This is a genomic window from Streptomyces sp. V4I8 (assembly GCF_041261225.1).
GTDB lineage: Bacteria > Actinomycetota > Actinomycetes > Streptomycetales > Streptomycetaceae > Streptomyces.
This window is the reverse complement of the sequence record NZ_JBGCCN010000001.1, coordinates 4,606,326-4,625,593: the sequence shown is the minus strand read 5'-3', so window position 1 is coordinate 4,625,593 and position 19,268 is coordinate 4,606,326. Positions and strand designations below refer to the sequence as shown.

14 protein-coding genes are annotated in these 19,268 nt (G+C 70.8%); 10 read left to right on the top strand and 4 right to left on the bottom strand.

All coding sequences use genetic code 11. The features are described from left to right. Positions 1-103: 103 nt before the first annotated feature. The 3 genes from ABIE67_RS20730 to ABIE67_RS20720 all read left to right on the top strand — a co-directional run bounded on the left by ABIE67_RS20730 (position 104) and on the right by ABIE67_RS20720 (position 4,703). On the top strand, positions 104-2,689 hold the full coding sequence (locus tag ABIE67_RS20730; RefSeq protein WP_370259437.1) for a bifunctional FO biosynthesis protein CofGH: 2,586 nt from the start codon (positions 104-106) through the stop codon (positions 2,687-2,689). Between the two features lie 77 nt (positions 2,690-2,766). Beyond that, positions 2,767-3,327 carry a hypothetical protein gene (locus ABIE67_RS20725; RefSeq protein ID WP_370259433.1) on the top strand — a complete coding sequence of 187 codons (561 nt, stop codon included), beginning with the start codon at positions 2,767-2,769 and terminating at the stop codon, positions 3,325-3,327. 215 nt (positions 3,328-3,542) lie between these two features. Then, the gene (locus ABIE67_RS20720; protein ID WP_370259430.1) at positions 3,543-4,703 is read left to right on the top strand and encodes a DUF418 domain-containing protein; all 1,161 of its coding nucleotides are present in this window, start codon (positions 3,543-3,545) and stop codon (positions 4,701-4,703) included. A gap of 7 nt (positions 4,704-4,710) precedes the next feature. Here the strand turns inward: ABIE67_RS20720 and ABIE67_RS20715 are convergent, their stop codons facing one another. Then, on the bottom strand, positions 4,711-5,202 hold the full coding sequence (locus ABIE67_RS20715; RefSeq protein ID WP_370259426.1) for a DUF2165 domain-containing protein: 492 nt from the start codon (positions 5,200-5,202) through the stop codon (positions 4,711-4,713). 107 nt (positions 5,203-5,309) lie between these two features. Between ABIE67_RS20715 and ABIE67_RS20710 the strand changes: the two genes are divergently transcribed. Continuing rightward, positions 5,310-7,853, top strand: coding sequence for a tetratricopeptide repeat protein (locus ABIE67_RS20710; RefSeq protein WP_370268771.1), 2,544 nt, complete (start codon positions 5,310-5,312; stop codon positions 7,851-7,853). Positions 7,854-7,870: 17 nt separating this feature from the next. Here the strand turns inward: ABIE67_RS20710 and ABIE67_RS20705 are convergent, their stop codons facing one another. Continuing rightward, a complete protein-coding gene (locus tag ABIE67_RS20705; RefSeq protein WP_370259422.1) occupies positions 7,871-8,500 on the bottom strand; it encodes a class I SAM-dependent methyltransferase in 630 nt (209 codons plus the stop codon). A gap of 176 nt (positions 8,501-8,676) precedes the next feature. Between ABIE67_RS20705 and ABIE67_RS20700 the strand changes: the two genes are divergently transcribed. Beyond that, on the top strand, positions 8,677-9,792 hold the full coding sequence (locus tag ABIE67_RS20700) for an ADP-ribosylglycohydrolase family protein (protein ID WP_370259419.1): 1,116 nt from the start codon (positions 8,677-8,679) through the stop codon (positions 9,790-9,792). Between the two features lie 189 nt (positions 9,793-9,981). Here ABIE67_RS20700 and ABIE67_RS20695 read toward each other — a convergent pair whose 3' ends face one another. Together ABIE67_RS20695 and ABIE67_RS20690 are read right to left on the bottom strand one after the other, a co-directional pair. After that, complete coding sequence (locus ABIE67_RS20695) at positions 9,982-11,556, bottom strand: sodium:solute symporter family protein (RefSeq protein ID WP_370259416.1); 1,575 nt, start codon at positions 11,554-11,556, stop codon at positions 9,982-9,984. A 126-nt stretch (positions 11,557-11,682) separates the two neighbouring features. Then, positions 11,683-12,468 (bottom strand): SDR family oxidoreductase, encoded by a 786-nt coding sequence (locus tag ABIE67_RS20690; RefSeq protein WP_370259412.1) that lies wholly within the window; start codon positions 12,466-12,468, stop codon positions 11,683-11,685. 143 nt (positions 12,469-12,611) lie between these two features. Between ABIE67_RS20690 and ABIE67_RS20685 the strand changes: the two genes are divergently transcribed. The 5 genes from ABIE67_RS20685 (at position 12,612) to ABIE67_RS20665 (ending at position 19,268) form a co-directional block, all read left to right on the top strand. Beyond that, positions 12,612-13,469, top strand: coding sequence for a hypothetical protein (locus ABIE67_RS20685; protein ID WP_370259409.1), 858 nt, complete (start codon positions 12,612-12,614; stop codon positions 13,467-13,469). 360 nt (positions 13,470-13,829) lie between these two features. Continuing rightward, entirely contained in the window at positions 13,830-16,754 is a 2,925-nt protein-coding gene (locus tag ABIE67_RS20680; RefSeq protein ID WP_370259405.1) for a BTAD domain-containing putative transcriptional regulator, read from the top strand. A 270-nt stretch (positions 16,755-17,024) separates the two neighbouring features. Further along, on the top strand, positions 17,025-18,059 hold the full coding sequence (locus ABIE67_RS20675) for a GlxA family transcriptional regulator (protein WP_370259401.1): 1,035 nt from the start codon (positions 17,025-17,027) through the stop codon (positions 18,057-18,059). Positions 18,060-18,093: 34 nt separating this feature from the next. Further along, a complete protein-coding gene (locus ABIE67_RS20670) occupies positions 18,094-18,411 on the top strand; it encodes a chorismate mutase (protein ID WP_370259397.1) in 318 nt (105 codons plus the stop codon). Next, positions 18,408-19,268: a menaquinone biosynthesis protein gene (locus tag ABIE67_RS20665; protein ID WP_370259392.1), complete on the top strand. Its 861-nt coding sequence runs from the start codon at positions 18,408-18,410 to the stop codon at positions 19,266-19,268. Before ABIE67_RS20670 ends, ABIE67_RS20665 begins: the two co-directional genes overlap by 4 nt.

Here is a 19,268-nt window from a genome sequence, read left to right as displayed (position 1 = left end):
CCGCCGCGGGGCGCGACCAGCCCCGACGAACCCGCACCCGGCAACGAATCGCACCACCCGGGACCGCCCCCGACCCCCCGGACCTCGAACGTATGCTCAAGGAATGACGACTCCCGCGTCCTCTGGAACCGGCCCCACCGAGAACTCCATGCGTCGCGCCCTCAAACGCGCCCGGGACGGCGTCGCCCTCGACGTCTCCGAGGCGGCCGTACTCCTCCAGGCCCGCGGCGAGGCCCTCGACGACCTCGTCGCGTCCGCCGGCCGGGTGCGGGACGCGGGCCTGGAGGCGGCCGGCCGCCCCGGTGTCATCACGTACTCGAAGAGCGTCTTCATCCCCCTCACCCGGCTGTGCCGGGACAAATGCCACTACTGCACCTTCGTCACCGTCCCCGGCAAGCTGCGCCGCGCCGGGCACGGGATGTTCATGTCGCCGGACGAGGTCCTCGACATCGCCCGCAAGGGCGCGGCCCTCGGCTGCAAGGAAGCCCTCATCACCCTCGGCGACAAGCCGGAGGACCGCTGGCCCGAGGCCCGCGAGTGGCTCGACGCGCACGGGTACGACGACACCATCGCCTACGTCCGTGCCATCTCCATCCGCATCCTGGAGGAGACGGGCCTGCTGCCCCACCTCAACCCGGGCGTCATGACCTGGACCGACTTCCAGCGGCTCAAGCCCGTCGCCCCGTCGATGGGCATGATGCTGGAGACGACCGCCACCCGCCTGTGGTCCGAGCCCGGCGGCCCGCACCACGGCTCCCCGGACAAGGAACCCGCCGTACGACTGCGGGTGCTGGAGGACGCCGGCCGCTCCTCCGTCCCCTTCACCTCCGGGATCCTCATCGGCATCGGCGAGACGCACGAGGAGCGGGCCGAGTCCCTCTTCGCGCTCCGCAAGATCTCCCGGGCCTACCACGGCATCCAGGAACTGATCATCCAGAACTTCCGCGCCAAGCCGGACACCGCGATGCGCGGCATGCCGGACGCGGAACTCGACGAACTCGTCGCCACCGTGGCGGTCGCCCGGCACATCATGGGGCCGAGCGCCTGCCTCCAGGCCCCGCCCAACCTGGTCGACAGCGAGTACGAGCGCCTCATCCGGGCCGGCATCGACGACTGGGGCGGGGTCTCCCCGCTGACCATCGACCATGTGAACCCCGAGCGCCCCTGGCCGCAGATCGAGGAACTGGCCGAGCGGTCGAAGACGGCCGGCTTCGAGATGCGCGAACGGCTGTGCGTCTACCCCGAGTTCGTGCAGCGCGGTGAGCCCTGGCTGGACCCGCGGCTGCTCCCGCACGTACGGGCGCTCGCCGACCCGGAGACGGGCCTCGCGCGTCCGGACGCCGTCGTCGAGGGGCATCCGTGGCAGGAGCCCGAGGAGGCCTTCGTCGCCTCCGGCCGTACGGATCTGCACTCCGCCATCGACACCGAGGGCCGTACGTCCGACCGCCGCGACGACTTCGACGAGGTGTACGGCGACTGGGGCGCCCTGCGGGAGGCCGCCGCGCCCGGGATGGCGCCGGAACGCATCGACACCGACGTCCGTCAGGCACTGCGGGTCGCCGCCGACGACCCCACCCGGCTGACCGACGACGAGGCGCTGGCGCTGCTGCACGCGGACGGCCCGGCGCTGGACGCGCTCACCCGTATCGCCGACGACGTCCGCAAGTCGGTGGTCGGCGACGACGTCACGTACATCGTCACGCGGAACATCAACTTCACCAACGTCTGCTACACCGGCTGCCGCTTCTGCGCCTTCGCGCAGCGCAGGACGGACGCCGACGCCTACACGCTCTCCCTGGACCAGGTCGCCGACCGCGCCCAGCAGGCCTGGGACGTGGGCGCGGTGGAGGTCTGCATGCAGGGCGGCATCCACCCTGACCTGCCGGGAACGGCGTACTTCGACATCGCCCGGGCCGTGAAGTCCCGCGTGCCCGGCATGCACGTCCACGCCTTCTCCCCGATGGAGGTCGTCAACGGCGCCACCCGCACCGGCATGTCCATCCGCGAGTGGCTCACGGCCGCGAAGGAAGCCGGCCTGGACTCCATCCCCGGTACCGCCGCCGAGATCCTCGACGACGAGGTCCGCTGGGTCCTGACCAAGGGCAAGCTGCCGACGGGGACCTGGATCGAGGTGATCACCACCGCGCACGAGCTCGGTATCCGCTCCTCGTCCACGATGATGTACGGCCACGTCGACCAGCCCCGCCACTGGCTCGGCCATCTGCGTACCCTGGCCGGCATCCAGCAGCGCACGGGCGGCTTCACCGAGTTCGTGACGCTGCCGTTCATCCACACCAACGCCCCGGTGTACCTGGCGGGCATCGCACGCCCCGGCCCGACGATCCGCGACAACAGGGCGGTCACGGCGATGGCCCGTCTCCTCCTGCACCCGCACATCCCCAACATCCAGACCAGCTGGGTGAAGCTGGGCACGGAGGGCGCGGCCGAAATGCTCCGCTCCGGGGCCAACGACCTCGGCGGCACCCTGATGGAGGAGACGATCTCGCGGATGGCGGGTTCGTCGTACGGCTCCTACAAGTCGGTACGCGACCTGGTTGCCGTCGCCGACGCGGCAGGGCGTCCGGCGAAGCCCCGCACGACCCTGTACGGCGAGATGCCGGCGGAACGGCAGCGGGCCGCGACGGCCTCGGACGGGCATCTGCCGGAGCTGCTGCCGGTGCTGGACTGAGCAGGAGCGTGCCGCGGGGGTCGGTACGATGATCCGACCCCCGCTGGAGGGGTTCCGTAGCTTGTGCAGCTGAGGAGATGCGTGCCGTGCCTGCTCCCAAGGTCTGGGTGACCGGTCTGACGGTGGGAGCGATAGCCGCCGTCACCGTCCTCGCCGTGCAGGCCGACAAGGGGCCGCACCCGACGGCCACGGCGGCCCGCCCGAGCGCGTCGGCGTCACCGGGCGCGAGCCCCGCCCCGTCGAAGTCCGCCGGACCCGTCGCCGTTCCGGACGGATCGGGCACGGGACGCCGGATCGTGTACTCCCTCGGCCAGAAGCGGGTCTGGCTCGTCGACGCGAGCGACGCCGGCCGCCGTACCTTCACCGTCTGGCCGGGCACGGTGAGCCCGGACATCGGCACCTACGCGGTGTCGCTGCGCACCATGGCCACCACGGGCTCGGACGGTGTGCAGATCGAGAACATCGTCTACTTCGCCGCGAAGTCCGGCATCTCCATCGCCTTCTCCAACGCCGTCGACGGCTCCTCGCCCCCGCCCGCCGCGGGCAAGCAGACCGGCGGGGTCCGGATGCGCGCGGCCGACGGGGCGGCGCTGTGGACGTTCGGGGAGACGGGCACGACGGTGGTCGTGGTCAATTGATCTCCTCCGCCCCGTGAACGGGGCGGAATCCCTTCTCAGGCCGCGTGCGGCTGAGTGGGTGGTTGACGCTTCACAGCCTGCCCTACACCCCCGCGTGAACGCGGGGGCACTGGCCAAGATCACCGGTAGGCGCCCGCCTTCTGCATCCTTCGATGTACGGCAGGTTCGGCTTCGCTGATGACGATTCGGGGCGCTGCCGCCGTGACGATGAACGCATGACGCACACGGACGCGCGAGTGACCCGGACACCGCAGGCCGCCCCCACCGGACGACGGCTTCCCCTCCTCGACGTACTGCGCGGGGCGGCCATCCTGGGCACGCTCATGACGAACGTATGGATCTTCACCGGGCCGGGCGCGGAGTGGGGTGCCCTGGAGGCCGGGACGGACACGGGAGCCGTCGAAGCCGCCTTCAGCGTGCTGGCGAACGGCAAGTTCCTGTCGCTGCTGACGATCCTGTTCGGCGTCGGACTGGCCATCCAGTACGCCTCGGCGCAGCGGCGCGGGCAGCCGTGGCCGGGGCGCTACCGGTGGCGGGCGCTGTTCCTGTTCGCCGAGGGCACCGTGCACTTCGTGCTGGTCTTCGCCTGGGACGTACTGATGGGATACGCCGTCACCGCCCTGCTCGTCGCCCGGCTGCTGACCCGCTCGGAACGGGCGCAGCGACGGGTGATGTGGTGGGCGGCGGGCATCCATCTGACGGTGATGGGCCTGCTGACGGCGGCCCTGGCGACGGCCGACGGCGATGACAGCGGCGGTGTCTCCGGGGAGGTCGTCGACCTGTACGCCCACGGCAGCTACCTGGACCAGATCGCCTTCCGCCTGGAGAACGCGGCAGCGCTCCGCATGGAACCGGTCCTGACCTTCTTCCTTCTCCTCTTCCTCTTCCTCCTCGGCGTACGGCTGTTCCGGGCCGGGGCCTTCGGCGCGGACGAGACGGGACGCCGGCTGCGCTCCCGCCTGCTGGCGTGGGGGCTGGGCCTCGGCCTGCCGCTCAACATCGCCGTGACCCTGGCGGGCCAGGACTTCTTCCTCCTGGCCCGCTACGGCACCGCCCCGCTGCTGGCCGTCGGGTACATCGGGCTGATCGGCGCGGTGGTGGACCGGGTACGGCGGCCCGGCCCCCTGATGACGGGGCTGACGTCGGTGGGACGTACAGCCCTCTCCGGCTACGTCCTGCAGAACGTGCTGTGCGTGCTCGTCTCGTACGGCATCGGCCTGGGCCTGGCGGAGCGACTCGGCGACACGGGTCCCTGGTGGGTGGTCGGCCTGTGGGTCACGGTCTGCGCGATCCTCATGGCGGGCTCCACCCTCTGGCTGCGGCGCTTTTCGGCAGGGCCCCTGGAGTCGATCCAGAAATGGGCCCTGCGCCACTGAAACGGTGTCAGCTGTCGCTCGGCAGGTGGTTGACGATCAGCACGACGCCGCTGAACAGGAACACCCGGGTCGCGGCGTCCAGTCCGTTCCAGTCCCCCGACTGCCACATGGAGAACCACTCACCGCCGATGGCGATGAACCCGGCACCGAAGAGGAGCATCAGCATCAGCAGGCCGTAGGTCGAGAAGCGCCGGGCACGGGCCTGGTCGCGCCGGGCCCACAGCCACGTCCCGTATATCAGCACGAGCGCGGCGACGGTCTCCCAGGCGATGATCGCGACGTACGCCGCGTCCTGAAGTCCCTTGCTGGTGACGGCTCTCCACATCAGGTCCTCGTCCTTGAACGTCGTATCCATGGCCAGGACGTGCTGCACGAACTGCTGGTTGGTGCCGAAGTCGGTGATGTTGCCGAAGGCGACGAGGGCGATGTAGAGGGCGGCCGTCCCGGTGAGGAGGGTGGCGGCGAGGTGGAGTGCGGTGCGTGGGGGTGTGGTTGACATGGTGGTCATCTTCCCCGGGGGACGGGTCCGTCCCATAGGCATTGAGCCAGAATGACGGTGCAGGAGCCGACAGAGAGGACCTACGCGTGGTGCGGGCGCGGCCGTCGATGCAGCAGTTGATCGCCCAGCGGCAACGAGCCGGATTCGTCGGCCGGGGCGCCGAACGGGCGGCGTTCCGCGCCAACTTCGACACTCCACCGGAGGACGAGCGGCACCGGTTCCTCTTCCATGTGCACGGCAACGCGGGCGTCGGAAAGACCTTCCTGCTGCGCGAGCTGGAGCAAGTGGCCCGGGAACGCGGGGCGTTGACGGCGTATGTCGACGACGGTGTGGGGAGTCTGCCGGAGGCGATGGAGGCGATCAGCCGGCAGTTCGCCGCGCAGGGACGGCGCTTCAAGGAGCTGGACCGGCTGCTGGCCACCTACCGGGAGCGCAGGCACGAGGCGGAGCAGGCCGCCGTGGTCGCCGAGCTGCCCGCCGAGCCGGAGGGGCCTTCGGCGAGCAGTACGACGATGGTGCGGGCGGGGGTGGTGGCCCTGGGGCTGGTGCCGGGAATCGGAGCCTTCGCGGGCGCCCTGGACACCGGCCAACTCGCGCAGGCCACCGACCGGTTGAGGGCCGACGTCGGCGCACGGTTCCGCAGCCACGAGGACGCGCGGCTGGTCCTCGCCCCCGAGGACGCGCTCACCCCGGTGCTGCTTGACGAACTCTCCCAGGCCGCGTCCGCCGCACCGTGGATCGTCCTGTTCCTCGACACGTACGAACGGACCGGCCGCTTCCTCGACGGCTGGCTGCACCGCGTGATGACCACCGACCGGTACGGTGCGCTGCCCGCCACGACCGTGGTGGTGACGGCGGGGCAGCTCCCCTTCGACACCGCCCGCTGGGGCGGCTTCGGCGACTTCATGACCGACCTGCCGCTGGGGCCGTTCACCGAGCCGGAGGCGCGGGACCTGCTCGCGGGCCGGGGAGTGGTGGCCGAGCCGGTCGTCAGGGAGGTGCTGCGCCTCACCGCCGGACTGCCGGTGCTCGTGTCGACGCTCGCGGAGAGCCGCCCCACCGATCCGGCCGACGTGGGGGACCCGAGTGCCACGGCCGTGGAGCGGTTCCTGAAGTGGGAGGCGGATCCGGTACGGCGGTCGGTCGCGCTGGCGTGCGCGCTGCCGCGACGGCTGGACGCGGACGTGTTCCGGGCGGTCGTGGACCGTCCGGACAACGAACTCGACGTGCTGTACGCGTGGTTGCGGGAGCTGCCGTTCGTCGGCGAGCGCAGCGGCCGGGTCGGCTACCACGACGTCGTACGGGCACCCATGCTGCGGTTGCAGCGCCATGAGTCACCCAGGAGCTGGGCGGCCCGGCAGCAGGCGTTGGCCTCGGTGTTCGGCCAGTGGCGCACCGAGGCGGAGAGGGGCCGGGACAGGGAGGAGCGGTGGGCCGACGAAGGGTGGCGCGAGCTTCGGCTGGCCGAGCTGTACCACCTGCTGTGCGCGGGGGTGTCGGCGGCGCTGTCGAGCGTGCTGGGGGACGTCGTCGACGCCTGCGAACAGGGCGCGTCCGTAGCGGGCCGGTGGGCGAGGGTCCTGGTCGAGGCGGGGCGGGACACCGAGACGCGGGCGGTGGCCGACTGGGGGCGGCAGCTGACGGAGGCGCTCGGTGGCGGCGGGACGGCCGCCGCCCTGGAACTGCTGTTGCGGCGCACGGGGTTCGGGGTGGACGTCGAGACGGTCTTCAACGGGCCGGTCTTCAACGGGCCGGTGTTCAACGGAGATGCCGCCGCGGCGCAATTCGTGTGGCGCACGACCCCCGACGAGCAGCCGGAAGGGTTGCCGCGAGGGCTGCCGCAGCCGGTGCCGGTACCGGCGCCGTCGCAGCCGCGGACGCCCCCCGCCGGGTCGGGGCTGCCGCGGCGCCGGGACGTGGGCGAGGACAGGCCCGCCGACCACGGCTGGAGCGTCACTCTGGACCCCGCCGTGGCGGCCCGCGCCTACCGCACCCGCGCCCTGGCCCACGACCTCGCGGGTGACCAGCTCGCCGCCGTGGCCGACCTGGACCGGGCTCTCGAACTGACCCCCGACGACCCCCGCGGTCTCGCCCTGCGCGGTGAGTACCACCGCGTCCTGGAGCGCTACGACGAGGCGATCCGCGATCTGGACCGGGCGCTCGGCCTCAACCCCGCCGACGCCTTCGCCGCGGCCTCCCGAGGCGCCACCCGCCTCAGCCGCCACCAGTTCGACGAGGCGCTCGCCGACCTCGACCGCGCGGTGGAGCTCAAGCCGGACTACCCCTGGGCGCTGGTCCGCCGGGCCCGTGTACACCGCGCCCACGGCGACCCCGACCGTCAACTGGCCGACCTGGACCGGGCTGTGGCCGCGGACCCCGACTGGGCCTGGGTGCGCTGTGAGCGCGGTGACGCCCTGCGCGGCGCCGGCCGCGACGCGGAGGCCCTCGCCGACTACGACCACGCGCTCGCCCTGGAGCCCGGCTACGACTCCGCCCGCGCGAGCCGGGGCGCCTCACTGGCCAACCTCGGGCGGCACGAGGAGGCCCTCGCCGAGCTGGACCAGGTCCTGGAGCGGAGGCCGTCGTACACCTGGGCCATGGATCAGCGGGCCGCGGTGCTGCGCAGGCTGGAGGGCGACACGGGGCGCTGAGCCCCGCCGCGAACCGGCTACTCCCGCACGCAGCGCACGAACAGATGGGGCTCGGACCCGGCCCCGGGGTGGTCAGGTGTGAACAGCGTGTTCTCCGCGGACAGCACCGTCAGTCCCGCCGCGCCGACCATGTCGGTGAAGCCCTCGGCCGCGAAGCTGGTCGCCCGCACGCGCTGCCCCATGAAGACGACCTCGACGTCCTCCACGTCCGCCGGCACGGTCGCGAGCGCCATGCTGCCCCCCGGTCGCAGCGCCCGTGCCAGCCGTCCCACGACGGCCTCCTGCACGGCGCGGGACATCTGCAGCAGGGAGAAGTACACGCAGACCGCGTCGAACGCGCCGTCCTCCAACGGGACTTCGCGGATGTCGGCATGCCGGAACGTGGCGTCGGGCACCTGCCGGGTGGCGAGGTCCACCATGACGGGCGATACGTCGACCCCCAGCACGTCGTGGCCCACCGCGGCGAGTGTCGCGGCCGTGGGCCGCCCCGTCCCGCTGCCGACGTCCAGGACCCGGCTGCCCGGTCCGAGCCGCCCGACCAGCCACGCCAACGACGCCCGGTGCGCCTCGGAGTGCGAGAACGCCTTCTCGTACGCCGGCCCCAGCACGTCGAAGACGGCCGCCGCCTGCCGAGCCTGATCCCTCATGTCTCTTCTCCCGTCCAGATCCTGGAGCTGCGCTGTGGAATCACTGTGATGAAAGCTGGCCACTCGGGTCCACTTCGGGCACACCTCGCATACGGATCCGCCCCCTGAACCGACCGTCTCCGGTCGATTACAGTGACGAACGGTCGTGCGACGGACGCTGTCACGGGGAGGTCTTGATGGGTGCGACACTCGGCGCCGTCTGGGGCCGTACCGAGCAGCAGGACTTCCGCAGCCGGGTGCGCGGCACCCTGCTCGGCGTGGCCGTCGGGGACGCCCTCGGGGCGCCCGTCGACGGGCTCGGCCTGGAGGAGATCAAAGAGCAGTACGGCGCGGAGGGCCTCGCCGACCTGGGGTTCGGGTACGGGCGGCGCGGGGCCGTGAGCCATCTCACGCAGCTGACCCTGTTCTCCGTGGACGGACTGATAAGAGCCCAGGTCAGACGGGACACCGGCGCCTGGCATCCGCCCACCGATCTGCACCGGGCGTATCTGCGCTGGGCCGCCACCCAGCGGGACTGGGGTCCCGACGAGCGCCGTAAGGACGATGGGTGGCTGGCGCGTGAGGAGTGGCTGTACGCCCGTCGGGACGCGACCCGCGCGCTCCTGCTCGGCCTCGGCGACGAGACCATGGGCACGCTGGAGTCGCCCAAGAACCCGGCCGAGCTCGGGCCGGAGGCCGTGGCCCGGTCCGCGCCCTTCGGGCTGCTCGTCGGCTGGGAGCCGCAGCTGGTCGTCCAGCTCGCGGTGGAGTGCGCCACGCAGACCCACGGCCACCCGATCGCCTATCTGTCCGCGGGCGCGTACGCCGTCATCGTGCACGGGCTGGCCTGCGGGGAGAGCCTCGACGGTGCCGTCCAGCGGGCGCTCGCGCTGCTCGCCCTGCGGCCCGGTCACGAGCCGGTCTCGGACGCGTTGCAGCACGCGCTGGGCGCCGTACGGCAGGGCATGCCCACCCCGGCGCGGGTCGAGGAACTCGCGGCGGACGGTTCCGCCGACGGGCTGCTCGCGGCCGCCGTGTACTGCGCCCTGGTCGGCGAGGACGTCCGCCACGGCCTGTGCCTCGCCGTGAACCACGACGGCCCCTCCGCCGCCGCGGCCTCCCTCACCGGCGGCCTCCTGGGCGCCCTGCACGGCGAAACGGCCCTGCCCCCGGCCTGGCTGGCCGAACTGGAGGGCCGCCCCACGATCCTCGAACTCGCCGACGACTTCGCCATGGAGATGACCCAGGCCCCGGCACTGCATGGGCCTGCTGGAGCGGCGCCGGGTTGGCTGGCCCGGTATCCGCGGGGCTGAGCGGAGAGGCGAGCGCCGGTGTCGAGGCGCGGGTGGCGAGTCGGCCCCGGCCCGGCCGCCGACGATCTGAGCCCTGAGCCCTGAGCTCTCAGTCCGGAGCCCTGAGCTCTCAGTCCGGAGCCCTGAGCTCTCAGTCCGGAGCCCTGAGCCCTGAGCCCGGAGGCCCAGGGCGGCCCGGGAGGGGCGGGCTCAGTCCTTCCCGCGGGTACCCACTGCGTCCTCCACTGGCCCCGCCGGCGTCGGCACCGCGGCCGCCGCGGCCCCGTCGTCGTCGGTGTTGATCTTCTCGACGATCGCGAGCCGCTCCGGGGTGTCCTCCGGCTTCACGAAGCCGATGAGGATGTACAGGACCAGTGAGACCGCCAGCGGGATGGAGACCTGGTACTGGAGCGGCACCCCGCCCTCGATCTGCCAGCTGATCGGGTAGTTGACCAGCCAGAAGGCGAGCAGGCCCATCGACCAGCTGGTGAGCGCGGCCGTCGGGCCGGAGCGGCGGAACGGCCGCAGCAGGCCCAGCATCATCGGGATCGCCATCGGGCCCATCAGACCGGCGACCCACCTGATCACGACCGTGATGATGTCCTTGAAGGTGGGGGAGTTGACCTGCGTCGCCGCCGCCATGGACAGCCCGAGGAAGACCACGGTCGTGATCCGGGCGACCCGCAGCCCCTGCCCCTCGGTCCACGTCCGCGCCCGGCGCCAGATCACCGGCGCGCAGTCCCGGGTGAAGACGGCGGCGATGGCGTTGGCGTCGGAGGAGCACATGGCCATGGTGTGCGAGAAGAAGCCGACGATGACGAGGCCCAGCAGGCCGTGCGGCAGCAGCTGTTCGGTCATCAGGCCGTAGGAGTCGGAGCCGTCCGTCTTCTGCGACTCGACGAGCAGCGGGGACATCCACATGGGGAAGAAGAGGACCACCGGCCAGACCAGCCACAGGAGCGCCGACAGCCGCGCGGAGCGCTCGGCCTCGTACGGGGTGGCCGTGGCCATGTACCGCTGGGCCTGGTTGAGCATGCCGCCGTTGTACTCGAAGAGCTTGATGAAGAGGAAGGCGAGCAGGAAGACGGTGCCGTACGGCCCGACCAGCGGCTCACCGTGGCCCTGCAGCTCCGGCCGGTCCCAGGCGTCGAGGAAGCCGATGCCCTTGTCGTTCAGCTCCATGACGACCGCGATGAACATCGCGACGCCGGCGAGCAACTGGATGACGAACTGGCCGAGTTCGGTCAGCGCGTCCGCCCACAGCCCGCCGATCGTGCAGTAGACGGCGGTGATGCCGCCGGTGATGAGGATGCCCTGGTTGAGCGACACACCCGTGAACACGGACAGCAGCGTCGCGATCGCGGCCCACTTCGCGCCCACGTCCACGATCTTCAGCAGCATGCCGGACCAGGCCAGCGCCTGCTGGGTCTTCAGGTCGTAGCGGTTCTTCAGATACTCCAGCGGGGAGGCCACATGGAGCCGTGAGCGCAGCCGGTTGATGCGCGGCGCGAACAGCTTCGACCCGATGGCGATGCCGAGGGCGATGGGGAAGGACCACGTCACGAAGGACGTCACACCGTAGGTGTAGGCGATGCCCGCGTAGCCGGTGAACATCACCGCGCTGTAGCCGGACATGTGATGCGAGATCCCCGACAGCCACCACGGCATCTTGCCGCCCGCCGTGAAGAAGTCGCTGACGTTGTCCACCCGTTTGTGCGACCAGACGCCGATCGCCACCATCACGCCGAAGTAGCCGATGAGCACGGCCCAGTCGAGACCGTTCATGTGCGCCCTCCCAGGGTTCAGCCCGGCGCTCATCCTGGGTGCTGCCGCGTGAACACGACAAGTGAGCGTAAGGTCAAAGGGAGGTAAAAGTGTTCGTCATGAGGGTCTGTGTTCATCCATGTGAACTCACCGCATCAGCTCCCCCGCGTTGACCAGCAACGACTGTCCCGTGAGGGAGCGTGCCCTGTCCGACGTCAGGAACACCACCGCGTCCGCCACATCCCCGTCCGTGGCGAGATCGGGCAGTGCCATCCGCCCGGTCAGCCGTTTCAGTACGTCGGCCTCGGGCACGCCCTCCGTCTGCGCCGTGAACTGGACGTACGCCCGCACCGGAGGCCCCCACATCCAGCCCGGCAGCACGGTGTTCACCCGGATCCGGTACGGACCCAACTCCCGGGCCAGCGAGTACATCGCGCTCGTCAGCGCCCCCTTCGACGCCGCGTACGCCGCCTGCCGCACCTGCGAAGGGGCGGCGACCGAGGACTGCGTCCCGATGAAGACGACCGAGCCCCCACGCTCCTTCAAGGCCGGCAGACAGGCCCGTGTCATCCGCAGCGACCCCAGCAGGTTCACGTCGATCACCGACTGCCACGTCGTGAAGTCAGCGTCCTCCAGGCCGCCGAAGTAACTGTCCCGGGCGGCCACATGGACGACCGCGTCGATCCGCCCGAACCGCTCCCGCGCGAGCGCCGCCAGTGCCTCGCACTGCGCCTCGTCGGTGATGTCGGTCGCCCGGTACGCCGTCTGTGCCCCGTCCGGATCGATCTCGCCCGCGCTCTTGGCGAGGTTGGCCTCCGTGCGCGCCCCGAGGACCGCGTTCCCCCCGTCGCGCACCACCGTGGCGGCGATCTGGTGACCGAGCCCGGCGCCGACTCCCGAGACGACGACGGTCTTGCCGGTGAGCAGTGACATCGGGACCTCCCGGACTCCGGCTACCTGATCTGACGGTGCGTCAGAATAGGGGTGTCCGAAGCAGGAAGGAAGGTCGCGTGGGCGGGAGCGCGTCATCGGCGCTCCCTCTGGCTATCTGACGCATCGTCATCTAAACCGGACTCATGGCAGACGACACGACGCACGCAGCTGACACCCGCGGCCACCCGTATGCGGAACTGGCCGCCGTCGGCCCCTACGGAGCCGACCTCGGGCATGCGCTCATCACCATGGTCGAGCCGCACCCCGGCCGGGAGCGCGAGTACAACCGCTGGTACGAGGACGACCACTACATCGCCGGCGCGATGGCGATGCCCTGGATGTACGCCGGACGCCGCTGGGTCGCCACACGGGACCTGCAGCTTCTGCGCTACCCCCGGGCCTCCACCGTCGCGCGGCCGGTGACGGCAGGGTGCTACATATCCGTCTACTGGATGACCGCCGGCCGCTACGACGACCACATGCGGTGGACCGTCGGCATCAACAAGCGCCTCAACCGGGACCACCGGGTCTTCCAGGACCGCACGCACATCTTCACGGCCTTCCAGGACCACGCGGCGACCGTCTACCGCGACGGCGACCACGGCCCGCGTGACATCCACGCCCTCGACCACCCCTACGCCGGGCTCGTCGTCCAGGTCGTCGAGGCCGACTCCCCGGGCGGGCGCGGGGACCTGCTCGCGTGGCTGCGCGAGGACCACCTTCCGAAACGGCTGGCGGGGTCGCCCGCGGCCATGGTGACCGTCTTCACTCCGACGCCGCTGCCCTCGGACCGGATGAGCTACGTCAAGCCGGTCGAGGGGGTCGGGACCCGGCTGACCCTGCTGTGGTTCCTCCAGCACGATCCCCGCACCCACTGGCGGGAGCACTTCGCGGACCTGGACACGGCAGTGGCGGCTTCGGGGCTGGGGGACGTGCGGTTCGTCGCGCCGTTCATACCCACGGTGCCCGGGACCGATCGCTACGTGGACGAGCTGCGGTGAGCCCTCCGCCGGCATCGGGATCACGGTCGTGAACTGCCCCCGGAACCGGGTGCGCACCCGAAGCGGCGGCCCCTCTTGCGGCTGAGCGTTTTCTGTGGAATTCCCCCGTCTCTGCATGTGGACAAGATGTAGTACCCATGGGTCAGATGTGTAAGGCTGAGCGGTGGTTCACGTGGGGAGAACTGAGCAGCGGGGGTGTTTCAAGTGCTGACGTCACGTGCTGAGAAACTGCGATTTCGGGTGCTGGGACCACTGGAAATCTGGGCCGGCGGTAAACGCCTGCAGCTTACGGCCCCACGGCTTCAGATCACGCTGGGAACGTTATTACTGAAGCCCGACCGTGCTGTTTCCGTCGACGAGTTGGCGCAGAGTCTCTGGGAGGGACAACTTCCGGCCGATCCCGCGAACCAGATCGCCGTCTGCATCTCCAAGCTGCGCGCGCGGTTCCAGCGGACGCGCACAGTGGGCGACCTGATCCTGACCGAGTCGCCCGGTTACCTTCTGACCACGCAGGAGGTCGAGCTCGACACCCGGCGCGTGCAGGCCCTCAAGGCGGAGGCCGACGAGTTGTCGATCGCCGGGGACCATGCCGAGGCGGTCTCCTGCCTCGACCGGGCGCTCGCGCAGTGGCGCGGTCCGCTGCTCGCGGGCCTCACCCGGCAGGCCTGGCACGCCGAGGCCCGGGTATGGGCGGAGACGCAGGTGGCGCTGCAGGTCAGGAAGGCCGAACTGCAACTCCGGCTCGGGCGGTACGAGCCGGTGATCGCCGAACTGTCGGCGTTCACGGCGGAGCACCCGTTGATCGAGAAGCCGCGGGCCCAGCTCATGTCCGCCCTGTACCGGTCGGGCCGGCAGGCGGACGCACTGCGCCTGTACCGCGACACCTCCCGTCTGCTCGACGAGGCACTCGGTCTGGCGCCCGGTACCGAACTGCAGCGCGTGCACCAGGAGATCCTCGACTCGGCCCTGCCGCCCGGCCCCGAGGCCGCCCGCGCCGCGCTGCCGCCCGCTCCGTCCCCGCCGCCCGCCGGACCGTGTCTGCTCCCCAGTGACATCGGCGAATTCGTCGGGCGGGAGCCGGAGATGGCCAATCTGGTCGAATACCTGAAGCCAAAGGGCAGAAGTGTGCCGGTCGTCGAGGTGGTGGGAGCGGGCGGAACGGGCAAGACGGCTCTCGCCGTGCATGTCGGGCATCAGCAGCGGGGCAATTTTCCGGACGGACAGCTCTATATCGATATGCGTGGCCTCGATAAGAATCCAGTAATGCCGAAGGAGGCTCTTTTCCGGTTTCTTCGGGAAATGGGGATACCGGCACCCGACATTCCGGACGGGACCGACCAGCGTGCCGAGAAATTTCGTGCACTGTTGACCGACAAGCGCGTACTCATCATTTTGGACAATGCGTCCGAAGCCACTGGAATCCGCACCCTGCTGCCCGGAACGGACAGTTGCGCCGTCATCGTGACGAGTCGCTCCAGGGTCGCGTCGTCGTTTTCCACACAGGTCGTGGAACTGGGCGGGCTGACCATGGAACAGGCCCTGGAACTGCTGTACGCGAGTGCTGGGCGCGAGCGGTCTCGCGCCGACGAGGACGCCGCACGGCGACTGGTCGAGTACTGCGGCCACCTGCCCCTCGCGGTGGGCATCGTCGGCGCCAGGCTCGCGGCCAAACCGCACTGGACGATGTGCCGTGCCGCGGAGCGGCTCGCCGACGAACGGCGCAGGCTCGACGAACTGGAGCACGACAGCCTGGCCGTCCGTACGACCTTCGAGCTCTCCTACAACGGCATCAGCGCCGACGCCCAGGTGCTCCTGCGCCGGCTGTCGGTGCTCGCCGTACCGGACTTCGCGGACTGGCTCGCTCCGCATGTGGTGGGCCTGGACCGGGGCGAAGCCGAGGACCTCGTCGAGGAGTTGGTGGACGCCCGGCTCATCGAGGTGATGGGACGGGACCGGGCGGGCCAGCTCCGCTACCGTCTCCATGACCTGGTCCGTCTGTTCGGCTCCGAACGGGCGGAGGGCACCGAATCCGAGGGCCGGCGCCGTGCCGCGGTCTCCCGCACGGCCCTCGCGGCCCTCGCCCGGGCCGATGCGGCCCACCGCACTGTCTGCGGCGGCGACTACACCGTCGTACGCAGCGGGGTGGCGAGCCTCGACGGCGACGGCGGTTTCAGCGCACACGAGGACGCCGACCCCCTGCGCTGGTACGAGGCCGAACGCACCACCCTGACCACCCTGGTGCTGCAGGCAGCCGGTTACGGGCTTGACGACGTGGCATGGGATCTCGCCGCGGTATGCCGTTGCCTGTTCAGCACGCGCGGGCACCACGACGACTGGCTGGCGACCCATCAGCATGCCCTGGGCGCCGTCCGGACGGCCGGCAACCGCAAGGGCGAGGCCGCCCTGCTCCTCGGCTTGGGCGACCTGTACCTCGCCAAGCGCGACTATTCCCGTGGAGCCTTCCTTCTGGAGCGGGCTCACGCGACGTTCATCGAGGTGGGGGAGGACTACGGTGCCGCGCTCGCGCTGCGCAGGGCGGCCTGTGTGGACCGGATCCAGGGCCGCTACGAGCAGGCGCTGGAACGCTGGCGGGACTGTCTGCCCGTACTCACCGCCCACGGGGACCGCGAGGCCCGGACCCAGGTGTTGCGCTGGCTCGGCATGACCCTGCTCGAACTGCGGGATCTGAAAGGCGCCGAGCCGTATCTGCGGCAGGCCGAGGAAGCCACCCGGACCTTCGCCGGCCGGGTGGCCGGGCAGGTGCGGCTGGCCCTCGCCGACCTCCTGCGGGCGCGACGCCGCCTGGACGAGGCGGAGGCCGAGTACGTCAGAGGCCGGGAGCTGGCAGAGGCGCTCGGGGATGTCTTCAGTGTCGGCTACGCCTACTTCGGCCTGGGAGTCATCGCACTTGAGCGCGGACACAACGCCGAGGCCCGCCAACTCCTCGGCACCTGCCTGGAGTCGGCGCGCACGGTGGGCGACCCGCTGCTCGAGGCTCTCGGCCTGTTCTGTCTGGCCGCCGCACACGGACACGACGGCAGGTTCGAAGAGGCCGAGCAGCTGCTGCTCGAATCCACCGCGATCTACCGTGACCTCGGCACGCCGGTTCGCTACGCGCGTTGCCTGTATGCCCACGCGGGCGTCGTCGACCAGCAGGGCGGAGACGCGGCTGTGGCGGCCGACCTGCGTTCCCGGGCGACGGCCGCGGTGGTGGGCACGGGCTCGCCCCTCGCGGCCGAGGCCTTCGACCTGAAGGCGGGCCCGCGCTATCCGCTGGTGCTCTGACCCGTCCGAGAGGCCGAAACCCACCCGCCGACCGAACTGACGGTCTGTCATGAGATGTCGAGGCCGGCGGTCGGGTGTGTCTCTTCGATGTTCATCCGATGTCCATGGAAACCCGCAGGTCAGAAGGGTTTTCTGGGATCGGGGACACCGTTGGGGAACGTCCTTGCCGCCCACGGCGGGGATCGGAAAGGATGGTGAACGGCGGCAAGAGAAGTGGCCGGATCAGGAATCCGCGTACGACCGCGGAGGGCAGCGCGAGGAGTCCACATCATGCAGCCGAGCCAGCCGACGGGGCCGGTGAAGCGCTCGGAAGTGACCGTCGTCCTCCACGACGGCATGCAGGACCTGCAACTGGCGGGCCCACTGGAGGTCCTGAGCGCCGCGACCGGAGCGGAGGGGGCCGCAGTGACGTACCGCACCCGCACCGCATCGGTCGGCGGCGGCCCCGTGCGCACGTCCGGCGGCCTGACGCTGGTGCCGGACGGCGCGCTCGGCGAGGGCCCGGTGCCGGACCTGCTGATCGTGCCCGGCACCGGCGAAGTGCCCGCGCGCGGCAGTGAAGTCGCCCGGGTCCTCGCCGCGTTGGTGCCTCGTGTCGCCAGGGTGGCTGCCCTGTGCACCGGAGTGTTCCTGCTCGCGGAGTCCGGCGTGCTGGCCGGACGCCGGGTCACGACGCACTGGAAGTGGTGCGGTCCCCTCGCCGCCGCCTGTCCGGACGCCCGTGTCGACGCGGCGGCGATCTTCGTCAAGGACGGGCCGGTGTCCACCTGCGGTGGCGGCACGGCGGGCATCGACCTGGCGCTCTCGCTGCTGGAGGACGACGTGGGCCGCGACCTGGCCCTCGGAGTGTCGCGCAGTCTGGTCACGTACTTGCGCCGGCCGGGCGACCAGCTGCAGTTCGCATCCCGACCCGAGCCGTTCGTCGACCACCCCGGGGTGCGCGATGCCATCGAACTGATCACGAAGGAGCCGACCGGCGATCTGTCCCGCAAGCGGCTGGCCGCCCACGCGGGCATGTCCGTGCGCAACTTCGGCCGGCTCTTCACGGCGCAGGCCGGTATGTCCCCCGGGCGGTTCGTCGAAAGGGTCCGGGTGGAGACGGCGCGCCGGATGCTGGAGAGCCCCGATCCCCCCGCCGGCCTGGAGGAGGTCTCGGCGGGTGCCGGGTTCGGGTCGGTGCAGTCGATGCGGCTCTCTTTCGGCCGGGTGCTCCATGTGACACCGGCCGAGTACCAGAAACGCTTCAACGGACCTGTCAAGGAAAATGCGATCTCGGCATATGAGATTGCTTTCGAAAATAGTTGAGCGGCACTGTCTCCGGTGTATAGAAAAGGTTGATGTGGAGCAGCACGAGAACGTCGCAGTCGAGGCAGGAATTCAAATCGACAAAGCCCGTGAGGCGATCGATGCCCTGGATCTGCAACTCTTAGAGATCCTCCAGCGTCGACGGGCCATATCGCTTCAAATTCAGCAGCAGCGCATGAGTGAGGGAGGGACGCGAACCGTCCTTTCTCGCGAGAACATCATCCTCGAACGTTATGCGAACGGCCTCGGTGCGGAAGGCACCGCTCTCGCCCTGAACATCCTGAGCCTCTGCAGAGGCAGGACCTCCAGGTCCGCGTCCGAGGCGGGCGGCGTCCCCCAGGGGATCTCGTGAGGGCGTGCGGCACTCCGGCGGCCCGCCTCGGTGACATCTCCTTCCTCAACTGCGCGCCGATCCGCTGGGGCCTGGCCGACAGCGGCGCCGTGCGCGACGTCGATCTCTTCTCCGCGACACCGGAACGACTTGCCGCGGAGCTCCTGTCGGGCGGTCTGGACATCAGCCCGATCAGTCTCGTCAGGTATCTGAGGCACACGGAAGACCTGTGTCTGCTGCCCGGCATCGCGATCGGCAGCGACGGTCCGGTGCGCTCGTGCCACATCGTCTCGCGCGGCCCGCTCGAAGACCTGGACGGACGCGTGGTCGCGCTCTCCGAGGCCAGCCGCAGCACCGCCGCGCTGGCCAGGATGCTGCTGGAGGACGCGGTCGGGGTGCGCCCCGCGTACCGCACCGTGCGGCAGGACCTGGACGGGATGCTGCGGACCGCGCAGGCCGCCGTCGTCATCGGTGACGACGCGTTGCGCCTGCACGCGGACGTGCCGCACGGCCTCACCGTGCACGACACCGGCGCGCTGTGGCGGGACTGGACGGGCCTGCCCATGGTGTTCGCGGTCTGGGCGGTGCGCCGTGAGTTCGCGCAGACCCGTCCGGAAGTGGTGCGCGACGTGCGGGCCGCGCTCACGGACGCGGTCGGGCGGGCCCGGACGCATCCCATGGAGGTGGCGGCCGCGGCGGCGCGCGAGTCGCGCGAAGGCCGGGCCGGCGCCCTGGAGGTGCCCGTGCTGCTCGACTACTACCGGGCTCTCGACTACTCGCTCGGGGAGCGCCAGCTGGCCGCCATCCAGGAGTTCGCCGAACGCGCCGCGGCCCGCGACGAGACGTCTGTTCCCATGGCCGTTCCCATGTCCGCCTGA

Excerpts from the sequence above, each read along its gene's own strand:
- ABIE67_RS20730 (WP_370259437.1), top strand. The coding sequence starts at position 104 with ATGACGACTCCCGCGTCCTCTGGAACCGGCCCCACCGAGAACTCCATG.
- ABIE67_RS20725 (WP_370259433.1), top strand. The coding sequence starts at position 2,767 with ATGCGTGCCGTGCCTGCTCCCAAGGTCTGGGTGACCGGTCTGACGGTG.
- ABIE67_RS20720 (WP_370259430.1), top strand. The coding sequence starts at position 3,543 with ATGACGCACACGGACGCGCGAGTGACCCGGACACCGCAGGCCGCCCCC.
- ABIE67_RS20715 (WP_370259426.1), bottom strand. The coding sequence starts at position 5,202 with ATGTCAACCACACCCCCACGCACCGCACTCCACCTCGCCGCCACCCTC.
- ABIE67_RS20710 (WP_370268771.1), top strand. The coding sequence starts at position 5,310 with ATGCAGCAGTTGATCGCCCAGCGGCAACGAGCCGGATTCGTCGGCCGG.
- ABIE67_RS20705 (WP_370259422.1), bottom strand. The coding sequence starts at position 8,500 with ATGAGGGATCAGGCTCGGCAGGCGGCGGCCGTCTTCGACGTGCTGGGG.
- ABIE67_RS20700 (WP_370259419.1), top strand. The coding sequence starts at position 8,677 with ATGGGTGCGACACTCGGCGCCGTCTGGGGCCGTACCGAGCAGCAGGAC.
- ABIE67_RS20695 (WP_370259416.1), bottom strand. The coding sequence starts at position 11,556 with ATGAACGGTCTCGACTGGGCCGTGCTCATCGGCTACTTCGGCGTGATG.
- ABIE67_RS20690 (WP_370259412.1), bottom strand. The coding sequence starts at position 12,468 with ATGTCACTGCTCACCGGCAAGACCGTCGTCGTCTCGGGAGTCGGCGCC.
- ABIE67_RS20685 (WP_370259409.1), top strand. The coding sequence starts at position 12,612 with ATGGCAGACGACACGACGCACGCAGCTGACACCCGCGGCCACCCGTAT.
- ABIE67_RS20675 (WP_370259401.1), top strand. The coding sequence starts at position 17,025 with ATGCAGCCGAGCCAGCCGACGGGGCCGGTGAAGCGCTCGGAAGTGACC.